The 9,509-nt window shown below is 71.6% G+C and carries 10 protein-coding genes; 5 read left to right on the top strand and 5 right to left on the bottom strand.

Translation table 11 applies throughout. The features are described from left to right. Positions 1-260: 260 nt before the first annotated feature. From acnA to ACWC9T_RS39290, 3 genes are all read right to left on the bottom strand, one after another. Positions 261-2,921: an aconitate hydratase AcnA gene (gene acnA / locus ACWC9T_RS39300; protein ID WP_449825838.1), complete on the bottom strand. Its 2,661-nt coding sequence runs from the start codon at positions 2,919-2,921 to the stop codon at positions 261-263. A 223-nt stretch (positions 2,922-3,144) separates the two neighbouring features. After that, a complete protein-coding gene (locus tag ACWC9T_RS39295; protein WP_449825837.1) occupies positions 3,145-3,303 on the bottom strand; it encodes a hypothetical protein in 159 nt (52 codons plus the stop codon). Continuing rightward, positions 3,300-4,343 (bottom strand): hypothetical protein, encoded by a 1,044-nt coding sequence (locus ACWC9T_RS39290; protein ID WP_449825836.1) that lies wholly within the window; start codon positions 4,341-4,343, stop codon positions 3,300-3,302. Before ACWC9T_RS39290 ends, ACWC9T_RS39295 begins: the two co-directional genes overlap by 4 nt. A 30-nt stretch (positions 4,344-4,373) precedes the next feature. Between ACWC9T_RS39290 and ACWC9T_RS39285 the strand changes: the two genes are divergently transcribed. The 5 genes from ACWC9T_RS39285 to ACWC9T_RS39265 all read left to right on the top strand — a co-directional run bounded on the left by ACWC9T_RS39285 (position 4,374) and on the right by ACWC9T_RS39265 (position 6,709). Further along, positions 4,374-4,721 (top strand): hypothetical protein, encoded by a 348-nt coding sequence (locus ACWC9T_RS39285; protein WP_449825835.1) that lies wholly within the window; start codon positions 4,374-4,376, stop codon positions 4,719-4,721. A 106-nt stretch (positions 4,722-4,827) separates the two neighbouring features. Further along, complete coding sequence (locus ACWC9T_RS39280; protein ID WP_449825834.1) at positions 4,828-5,217, top strand: sigma factor; 390 nt, start codon at positions 4,828-4,830, stop codon at positions 5,215-5,217. Then, positions 5,103-5,612 carry a hypothetical protein gene (locus ACWC9T_RS39275; protein WP_449825833.1) on the top strand — a complete coding sequence of 170 codons (510 nt, stop codon included), beginning with the start codon at positions 5,103-5,105 and terminating at the stop codon, positions 5,610-5,612. Before ACWC9T_RS39280 ends, ACWC9T_RS39275 begins: the two co-directional genes overlap by 115 nt. Before the next feature lie 59 nt (positions 5,613-5,671). Further along, a complete protein-coding gene (locus tag ACWC9T_RS39270; RefSeq protein WP_449825832.1) occupies positions 5,672-6,079 on the top strand; it encodes a type II toxin-antitoxin system VapC family toxin in 408 nt (135 codons plus the stop codon). A gap of 96 nt (positions 6,080-6,175) precedes the next feature. Continuing rightward, a complete protein-coding gene (locus ACWC9T_RS39265; protein ID WP_449825831.1) occupies positions 6,176-6,709 on the top strand; it encodes a superoxide dismutase family protein in 534 nt (177 codons plus the stop codon). A gap of 69 nt (positions 6,710-6,778) precedes the next feature. Here the strand turns inward: ACWC9T_RS39265 and argF are convergent, their stop codons facing one another. Then, a complete protein-coding gene (argF, locus tag ACWC9T_RS39260) occupies positions 6,779-7,780 on the bottom strand; it encodes an ornithine carbamoyltransferase (RefSeq protein ID WP_449825830.1) in 1,002 nt (333 codons plus the stop codon). A 155-nt stretch (positions 7,781-7,935) separates the two neighbouring features. After that, the coding region (locus tag ACWC9T_RS39255; RefSeq protein ID WP_449825829.1) for a polynucleotide kinase-phosphatase at positions 7,936-9,509 on the bottom strand (1,574 nt) is incomplete at its 5' end.

Here is a 9,509-nt window from a genome sequence, read left to right as displayed (position 1 = left end):
CGCAGGCCTGCGACCGGGCCTGACCGGCTGAGCGAAGGGGCCCGCCGACTCCGTGTCGGCGGGCCCCTTCGCGTCGATCGCGGCGGCCGTCAGCTCCGCGCGGCCAGCGCTGGCATCAGGCCCGTCGACCCGGCCCGCGGACCTCCGCCGCGGCGCGGGCCGCGGTCCAGGGCGGCGATCGCGCTGCCCCGGACGTCGTAACCGAAGAAGAGGCCGGACCGCGAAGTGCGGTCCGGCCTCTTCAGCCGCTGGTGCGGGGCTCAGCCGATGAGCGAGCGCAGCACGTACTGCAGGATGCCGCCGTTGCGGTAGTAGTCCGCCTCACCGGGGGTGTCGATGCGGACGACCGCGTCGAACTCCTTGCTGCTCCCGTTCGGGCCAACGGCCTTGACCTTGACGGTCGCGGGGGTGCGGCCCTCGTTGAGCTCGGTCACACCGGCGATAGAGAAGGTCTCCTCGCCGGTCAGGCCGAGGGAGTCGGCGTTCTCACCCTCCGGGAACTGCAGCGGCAGGACGCCCATGCCGATCAGGTTCGAGCGGTGGATGCGCTCGTAGGACTCGGCGATGACGGCCTTGACGCCCAGCAGCGCGGTGCCCTTGGCGGCCCAGTCACGGGACGAGCCGGAGCCGTACTCCTTGCCGGCCAGGACGACCAGCGGGATGCCGGCGGCCTGGTAGTTCTGCGAGGCGTCGTAGATGAACGACACCGGCGCGTCGGCCTGGGTGAAGTCGCGGGTGTAGCCGCCCTCGGTGCCCGGCGCGATCTGGTTGCGCAGGCGGATGTTGGCGAAGGTGCCGCGGATCATGACCTCGTGGTTGCCACGGCGCGAGCCGTAGGAGTTGAAGTCACGCTTCTCGACACCGTTGGCGGTCAGGTACTGCGCCGCCGGGGTACCCGGCTTGATGTTGCCGGCCGGGGAGATGTGGTCGGTGGTGACCGAGTCGCCCAGCTTGGCCAGGACGCGGGCGTCGGCGATGTCGGTCACCGGGCTCGGGGTCTTGGCCATGCCCTCGAAGTACGGGGGCTTGCGGACGTAGGTGGACTCGGCGTCCCACTCGAAGGTGTTGCCGGTCGGGACCGGGAGCGACTGCCAGCGGTAGTCACCGGCGAAGACGTCCGCGTAGTCCTTGGAGAACATGTCCTGGTCGATGGAGCCCGCGACGACCTCGGCGACCTCCTGCTCCGACGGCCAGATGTCGGCGAGGAAGACGTCGTTGCCGTCGGCGTCCTGGCCCAGGGCGTCCTTGGTGATGTCGACGTTCATGTTGCCGGCGAGGGCGTAGGCGACCACCAGCGGCGGGGAGGCCAGGTAGTTCATCTTGACGTCGGGGTTGATCCGGCCCTCGAAGTTGCGGTTGCCGGAGAGCACCGAGACGACGGCCAGGTCGGCCTCGTTGACCGCGGCCGAGACCTCCTCGGGCAGCGGGCCCGAGTTGCCGATGCAGGTGACGCAGCCGTAGCCGACCAGGTTGAAGCCCAGCTTCTCCATGTACGGGAGCAGGCCGGCCTTCTCGTAGTAGTCCATGACGACCTTGGAGCCGGGCGCCAGGGTGGTCTTGACCCAGGGCTTGACCGTCAGGCCCTTCTCCACGGCCTTCTTCGCCAGCAGGGCGGCGCCCAGCATGACGGAGGGGTTGGAGGTGTTGGTGCAGGAGGTGATCGAGGCGATCACGACCGCGCCGTTGTCGATCTGGTACGACGAGCCGTCGGGGGCGGTGACGGTGGTCGGCTTGGAAGCCTCGGCCGAGTAGGTCGGCAGCGCCTCGGCGAACTTCTGCGCGGCCTCGGCCAGGACGACGCGGTCCTGCGGGCGCTTCGGGCCGGAGATCGACGGGACGACGGTGGAGACGTCCAGCTCCAGGTACTCGGAGTAGACCGGCTCGACCGACGGGTCGTGCCAGAGGCCCTGCTCCTTGGCGTACGCCTCGACCAGGGCGAGCTGCTGCTCGTCACGGCCGGTGAGCTTCAGGTAGCTGATGGTCTCGGCGTCGATCGGGAAGATCGCGCAGGTCGAGCCGAACTCCGGCGACATGTTGCCGATGGTGGCGCGGTTGGCCAGCGGGATGGCGCCGATGCCGTCGCCGTAGAACTCGACGAACTTGCCGACCACACCGTGCTTGCGCAGCATCTCGGTGATGGTGAGGACCAGGTCGGTGGCGGTGGTGCCGGCCGGCAGCTCGCCGGTCAGCTTGAACCCGACCACGCGCGGGATCAGCATGGAGACCGGCTGGCCGAGCATGGCGGCCTCGGCCTCGATGCCACCGACGCCCCAGCCCAGCACGCCCAGGCCGTTGACCATGGTGGTGTGCGAGTCGGTGCCGACACAGGTGTCCGGGTAGGCCTGGCCGCCCCGGACCATGACGGTGCGCGCCAGGTGCTCGATGTTCACCTGGTGGACGATGCCGGTGCCCGGCGGGACGACCTTGAACTCGTCGAAGGCGGTCTGGCCCCAGCGCAGGAACTGGTAGCGCTCCTTGTTGCGGCCGTACTCGATCTCGACGTTCTGGGTGAAGGCGTCCTTGGTGCCGAACTTGTCGGCGATGACGGAGTGGTCGATGACCAGCTCGGCCGGGGCCAGCGGGTTGATCTTGGCCGGGTCGCCGCCCAGCTCCTTGACGGCCTCACGCATGGTGGCGAGGTCGACCACGCACGGCACACCGGTGAAGTCCTGCATGATCACGCGGGCCGGGGTGAACTGGATCTCCTGGCTCGGCTGGGCCGTGGCGTCCCAGTTGCCGAGGGCGCGGATGTGGTCGGCGGTGATGTTCGCGCCGTCCTCCGTGCGGAGCAGGTTCTCCAGCAGCACCTTGAGGCTGTAGGGCAGCCGCCCGGAACCCTCGACGGCGGAGAGCTTGAAGATCTCGTACGACTCGTCGCCCACCTGCAGCGAGCTGCGGGCGTCGAAGCTGTTCGCGGACACGACTGACTCCTTCTGGGTGCTTCGTGCTATATCCGGCCGTCACGCGGTGGTAAGGTCGGCCTTACTTAGGTCGACCTTTCCACATCGCCGGCGAGCGCCTCTCGGCAAGTATCTTGATGTCGAGACATATCGTAAGGGGCAGTTATCTCGATGTCGAGATAAACCATAGTGCATGCCGCCGCCGTCACCACCGCAGGCATGCCCCGGCGCGCGACGGCGCAGGTCACCGGCCGTCCGGGCCGCGGCGCTTGCGCTCCAGCCGGATCAGCCAGACCGCTCCCGCCACGATGGCGGCGGCCAGCAACAGCACCACCACCAGCTCACCACCGGAGCCGCCGGTCGGCGAGGGGGCGATGTCCGCCAGCAGGTTCGTCGCGCTCATTCGTTCTCCTCCGTTCGTGCCTGGTTCACGCCCAGGCCCAGGACCAACATCAACAGCACCGGGAACTCCAGATAGGCGTGGTAACTGGCCAGCGCCGCGTACACCGAGCGGCCCTGGGCGTAATCCGCGGCGAACAACAGGGCCAGCAGCGCGCCCGCACCCGCCCCCAACGCCCAGGCCCGCGCCCCGCGCAGGGCTGGCACCCGGGCGTCGAAGCGCTCCGCCGCCTCCGGCGCGTACCTCGGCAGGAACCAGACCCAGACCACGTAGTGCATCGTCTGCAGGAAGGCGAACACCGCCAGGAACCGCAGGCCGCCCTCCGGGGTCAGCCAGGCCGGCGGGGTGTACGCGGCGGCCAGCCTGTCCGTCCAGCCGCCGGGGCGCTGGGACAGCAGGCCGTCCGACAGTCCGCTCAGCAACAGCGCCGGGACCAGCAGCACCCAGCCGAACTGCAGCGCCAGGAACGCCACGCGCCCCCGCGCCAGCCGACGCGACCACTCCGCCAGGAACAACAGCGGCACCACGTTGTGCAGATGCGCCAGCACCACGAAGTGGTACGCCGGGAAGGCCAACGAGGCGGCCCCCGCGCCCGCCAGACCGACGGCGCTCGCCGCCAGCAGCCGCGGACGGCCACGCAGCCCGTACCAGCAGGCCGCCGCCAGCAGGCCGTAGGCGAGCAGGATCTCCGCCGACTGGGACAGCCGGGACGGCGGCAGCAGACGGCACAGCACGATCCCGGTCACCAACGCCAACAGCAGCCGCAGTAGCGGGCCGGCCAGCACCGCGGCGAAGCGGCCGGCCACGTAACGCAGCTCCAGCACGTTGTGCAGCAGACCGAACGCCGCCAGGCCCAGCACGGCCAGGCCGGTCGGCGCGCGCAGGGCCAGCGCCAGCGCCAGGACGGCCGCCAGCGCGAAGCCCGCGAACGGCGCCGCACCGAGCCGCGCCGCCGGACCGGGCGCGGACCAGGGGCCGGCCGCCGCTCCCGCCCCGATCCCCGCGACCCGGACCCCCGCGGCCTGGATCCCCCTGGTCGCCATGCTCACCCCTCCCATGGCACGATCCCCGCCGTGCGCTACCCGGTGGCCCTCGCCCTCACCCTGCTGACCGAGACACCCGTCTACGCCGCCGCCCTCACCCGGGTCGGGCGCGTACGCCCGCGGCGGGCGGCCGCGGCCGGCGTGCTGGTCAACCTGATGACGCATCCACTGCTCTGGTGGACCCTCCGGCACTGGACCGACGGGCCCGCCGCAGCGTACTGGACCGGCTTCGCGCTCAGCGAGACGTCCGTCGTCGTGGTCGAGGCCCTGTTGCTCTGCCCGATCACCGGACTGCGCCCGCGCGACCCGCTGCCCTGGATCGCCTCGGGCACCGCCAACGCCGTCTCGCTGCTGGCCGGGCTGCTGCTCGGCGGCTGACCCGCCGGATTCCACCGCCCGAGCCGTAACGCGCTCGCCGGGCTCGGGCGTCCAGTCGGACACAGGGGGCGGAGACGCCCGACACGCGGGGTACGAGGGGTCAGCGGTGATCGGGAAGAAACGACGGGCCGAGGAGAGCGCGGAGTTCGAGGCGTTCGCACACAGCCGCGGGCAACGGCTCTTCCGCACCGCGCTGCTGCTGTGCGGCGACTGGCACCTGGCCGAGGACCTCACGCAGGTGACGCTCGCCAAGCTCTACGCCTCCTGGCCGAAGGTCCGCCGTGCCGAGAACCAGGACGCCTACGCCCGCAGCACGCTGGTACGCAGCCACCTCTCCCACCGCCGGCTGCGCCGCACCGGCGAACGGCCCGCCCTCGGCGAATGGCCAGCACGCTCTACGACGACGGCGCCGGCCCCGCCGACGTCCGGATCACGATCGAGGGGGGTCTCGGGAACCACCTCAAGAACGACTCCCACCCCACCGTCGAGGACCTGATGAGCTGCGCGGTCATCAACAAGGGCGGCCAGTTCCGCTACTGCTCCGACAGCGTGCTCCCGGACGGCAGCCGCCTGCTGCTCATCGAACGGACAGCGGGCGACATCCTCTCGCGCGAGGCCAGCCTGCTGCGCCCCGACCAGGCCAGGGTGACGGTCAGCGCGATCAACACCGCGGAGGTCGCCGAGCACGTCAAGGTCCAGGTGGTCCGCGACGGGCTGCCGCTCAGCCTCGACCAGTTGAAGGCCGCCGCGATGTCCGCCGGCCTGCAGGAGTGGATCACGCCCGAACAGGCGAAGGAGGCCGAACAGGCGATCCGTCCGTTCCACGACGACGCTCCGGGGCAAACCCCGCTGTACGCCTCCGCGACCCCGAAGCCCGGCTCCACCGGGTGACAACCGCCCCGGTACGGTGGCCCGGGAGTTGACGTGCTGGAACGGGCAGGGGCCGACTGATGATCGTGGTGGACGCATCCGCGCTGGTGCTGGCACTCGCCGACCAGGGCCCGCGCGGGGTCCGGGCCCGGGAGGAACTCGCCTCCGGCGGCGAGTGGCTGGCGCCCGAACATATCGTCATCGAGGTGATGCAGTCGCTGCGCGGGCTCTACCTGGCCAAGGAGCTGACCGCCGAGCGGGTCGCCGAACTCGCCGGGGAGCTCGCGACGGTGACGATCCGCAAGGTCGAGGTGGCGCCGCTGCTCGGCCGGATCTGGGAGCTCAAGGACAACCTCACCCCCGACGACGCCGCGTACGTCGCGGTCGCCGAACAGTACGGGGTGCCGCTGGTCACCGCCGACCTGCGGCTGATGCGGGCCAGCGGGCCGCGCTGCGAGATCCGGGGGATCCGGCGCGAGGCGGACTGAGGGCGTCCTCCTGGGGGCGTCCTCGGCGCAGTGTCCTCCCCGGCGTGGCGGCGTTAGCAGGGCGACCGTCACCCTGCCCGTGGAAGGCCCGTCCCGATGCCCGCTCCGCTCGCCGCCGCCCTGTTGCCGCTGGCCCTGCTCGCCCCCGCCGCCTCGCCGGTCTCCGTCCTGGACGCGCACTTCGACCCGGCGACCGCCTTCGTCCCGCCGGCCGCGATCAGCTACGCGGACGACCTGGTGCCGTACGGCTCGCACGCCCGGGTGGTCACCGACCGCTCGGTGCCCGGGCGGACGGCGGTCACCCTGACGGTGGCCGGGCTCGCCCCCGACCACGAGTTCCCGGTGCACCTGCACACCGGCAGCTGCGAGGCCGACCCGGCCGCCTCCGGGCCGCACTACCAGGACGTGGTCGACCCGGTGCAGCCGTCCGCCGACCCGGCCTACGCCAACGACCGCAACGAGCTGCGGCTGGCGCTGCGCACCGACGACCGGGGCGAGGGCACCGCCACGGCCACGGTGGACTGGCAGCCGCGGCCGGGCGAGGCGCGCTCACTGGTGCTGCACGCGGGCACCCCGGCCGGGTCGCACGCGGCGGGCGACCGGGTGGCCTGCGTCAGGCTGGAGAAGTAGCCGGAGACGGGGACGGAGAGGCAGCCGGCGAGGTGGCAGGAGAGGTAGCCGGCGAAGGAACTGGCCCGCTCAGGAGCCCAGGGTCGCGACCAGGACCGCCTTGATGGTGTGCAGGCGGTTCTCGGCCTGGTCGAACACGATGGAGTGCGCCGACTCGAACAGCTCGTCCGTGCACTCCAGCTCGGTCATGCCGGTCGCCTCGTACATCTGCCGTCCGACCACGGTGCCGAGGTCGTGGAACGCGGGCAGGCAGTGCAGGAACTTCACGTTCGGGTTGCCGGTGGCCCGGACGGTGTCCATGGACACCTGGTACGGCTTGAGCAGCTCGATCCGCTCGGCCCAGACGTCCTTGGGCTCGCCCATCGAGACCCAGACGTCGGTGTAGAGGAAGTCGGCGCCGGCCACGCCCTCGGCCGCGTCCTCGGTCAGGGTGATCCGGGCGCCGGTCTCCCCTGCCAGCTGCTGCGCGGCCTTCTGCACGTCCTCGGTCGGCCAGAGGGCGCGCGGGGCGACGATCCGGATGTCCATGCCGAGCAGGGCGCCGGTGACCAGCAGTGAGTTGCCCATGTTGGAGCGGGCGTCGCCCAGGTAGGCGAGGGCGACCTCGGTGAGCGGCTTGGCGGTGTGCTCCGTGACGGTGAGCACGTCGGCCAGCATCTGTGTGGGGTGCCACTCGTCGGTCAGGCCGTTCCAGACCGGGACGCCGGCGTACTCGGCCAGCTCCTCGACGATCTCCTGGCCGTGGCCGCGGTACTCGATGCCGTCGAACATCCGGCCCAGCACCCGGGCGGTGTCCTTCACCGACTCCTTGTGGCCGATCTGCGAGCCGGCCGGGTCCAGGTAGGTGGTGGTGGCGCCCTGGTCGTGAGCGGCGACCTCGAAGGCGCAGCGGGTGCGGGTGGAGGTCTTCTCGAAAATCAGCGCGATGTTCTTGCCGCGCAGCCGGGGCTGCTCGGTACCCGCATACTTGGCGGCCTTGAGCCCGGCGGCGAGGTCCACCAGGAAGCGGAACTCCTGGGGCGTGAAGTCGAGCTCCTTGAGGAAGTGCCTGTTCCGGAGGTTGAAGGCCATACCGGGCTCCTGGGGTGACGGGTCGATGCGGAAGGCGGCAAGTGTATACGATGGTTGGAATTTCTATACAGAATGCCGATGAACGGCGGGGAGGTCCCGGGCGGGACTCCCCCGTCATCGTTCCGGCCCGTCATCGTTCCGGGCGGCGGCCCCTCCTACAGGCGCGGGTCGACCGGCTCGGACTCCAGCGCGAGCACCGCGAACACCGGCTCGTGCACCCGCCACAGCGGCTCACCGGCCGCCAGCCGGTCCAGCGCCTCCAGGCCCAGCGCGTACTCACGCAGCGCCAGCGAGCGCTTGTGGCCCAGCGAGCGCTGGCTCAGCCGGTCCAGGTGCTCGGTGTAGTCCGGGCCGTAGATGATCCGCAGGTACTCCCGACCGCGGACCTTCACGCCCGGCTGCACCAGACCGCCCGGACGGCCCTCACCGCGCACCGTCCGCACCACCGAGGCCAGCGGCTTGACCACCATGCCCTCGCCGCCCGCGCCGGTCAGCTCCTCCCACCAGGCGGTGGCGTCGGCCATCGAGGCCTCGTCCTCGGTGTCCACCAGGACGCGGCCGGTGCGGTGCAGCATCGGCTCCTTCCCGGCGGTGTCTTCGGCGTCAGTGTTGCCGGCGTCGGCCTCCACCAGTCGGTCGATCCAGGCCAGGTGCTCGTCGTGCGGGCGCACCGCGAGGTTCGCCCCCTCGGTTGCCAGTAGCTGGAACGGCGCGAGCCGGATGCCCGACAGGCCCTCGGTCGGCCAGCAGTAGCGCCGGTACGCCTCGGTGAACGCCGATGCGTCAGCGGCCCGCCGGCGCTGGCGCTCGGTCAGCTCCGCGAGGTCCAGCCCGCGCCCGGCCGCCCGCTCCAGCGCGGACAGCACCTCGGGCAGCGCAGCGCCGGCCGCCGCGCCGACCGCCGCGTACTGACGGCGCAGCAGCTCCACCGCCTTCAGCGACCAGGGCATCAGCTCGGCGTCCAGGAGCAGCCAGCCGGAGTCCAACTCCTCGAACAGACCTGCGCGTTCGGCGGCCGCACGGACCCGCCCGAGCACGGCGGCGGTCAGCTCCCCGTCGTTGAGGAAGGCCCGACCGGTCCTGGTCCAGATCGCGCCCGGCCCGGCCACGCCGAAGCGCTGTTCCAGCGCCTCGTCGTCCCGGGCGACCAGCAGCACCGCGCGCGAGCCCATGTGCTTCTCCTCGCACACCAGGTGCCGGACGCCGTCCGCGCGGTAGGCGAAGAAGGCCTCCTCCGGATGCTCCAGATAGCCCTCCCGACGGGAGGTCGGGCTCGGCGCCATGGTCGGCGGCAGATAGGTGAGCAGTCTGGGGTCCAGCGCGAAGCGGCTCATCACCTCCAGCGCCGCCGCCGCGTTCTCCTCCCGGACGGCGACCCGCCCGTGCAGACCGGTCTCCACGACCCGGCGGCCGGCCACGTCGGCGAGGTCCAGCGGGCGGCCCTCACGGGCGCCCGGCGCGTCGGTGAGCAGCGGACGCACCGGCGCGTACCACTCCCGCTCGGCCTCCACGCTCACCAGCTCGCGCTCGGGGTAGCGCAGCGCGGTCAGGCTGCCGCCGAAGACGCAGCCGGTGTCCAGGCAGATGGTGTTGTTGACGAAGCTCGCGCTCGGCACCGGGGTGTGGCCGTAGACCACCAGCGCCCGGCCCCGGTACTCCTCCGCCCAGGGGTAGCGCACCGGCAGACCGTACTCGTCGGTCTCGCCGGTGGTCTCCCCGTACAGGGCGT

It is taken from the genome of Kitasatospora sp. NPDC001159 (genome assembly GCF_053598235.1).
This window is presented reverse-complemented; position numbering and strand designations above follow the sequence as displayed.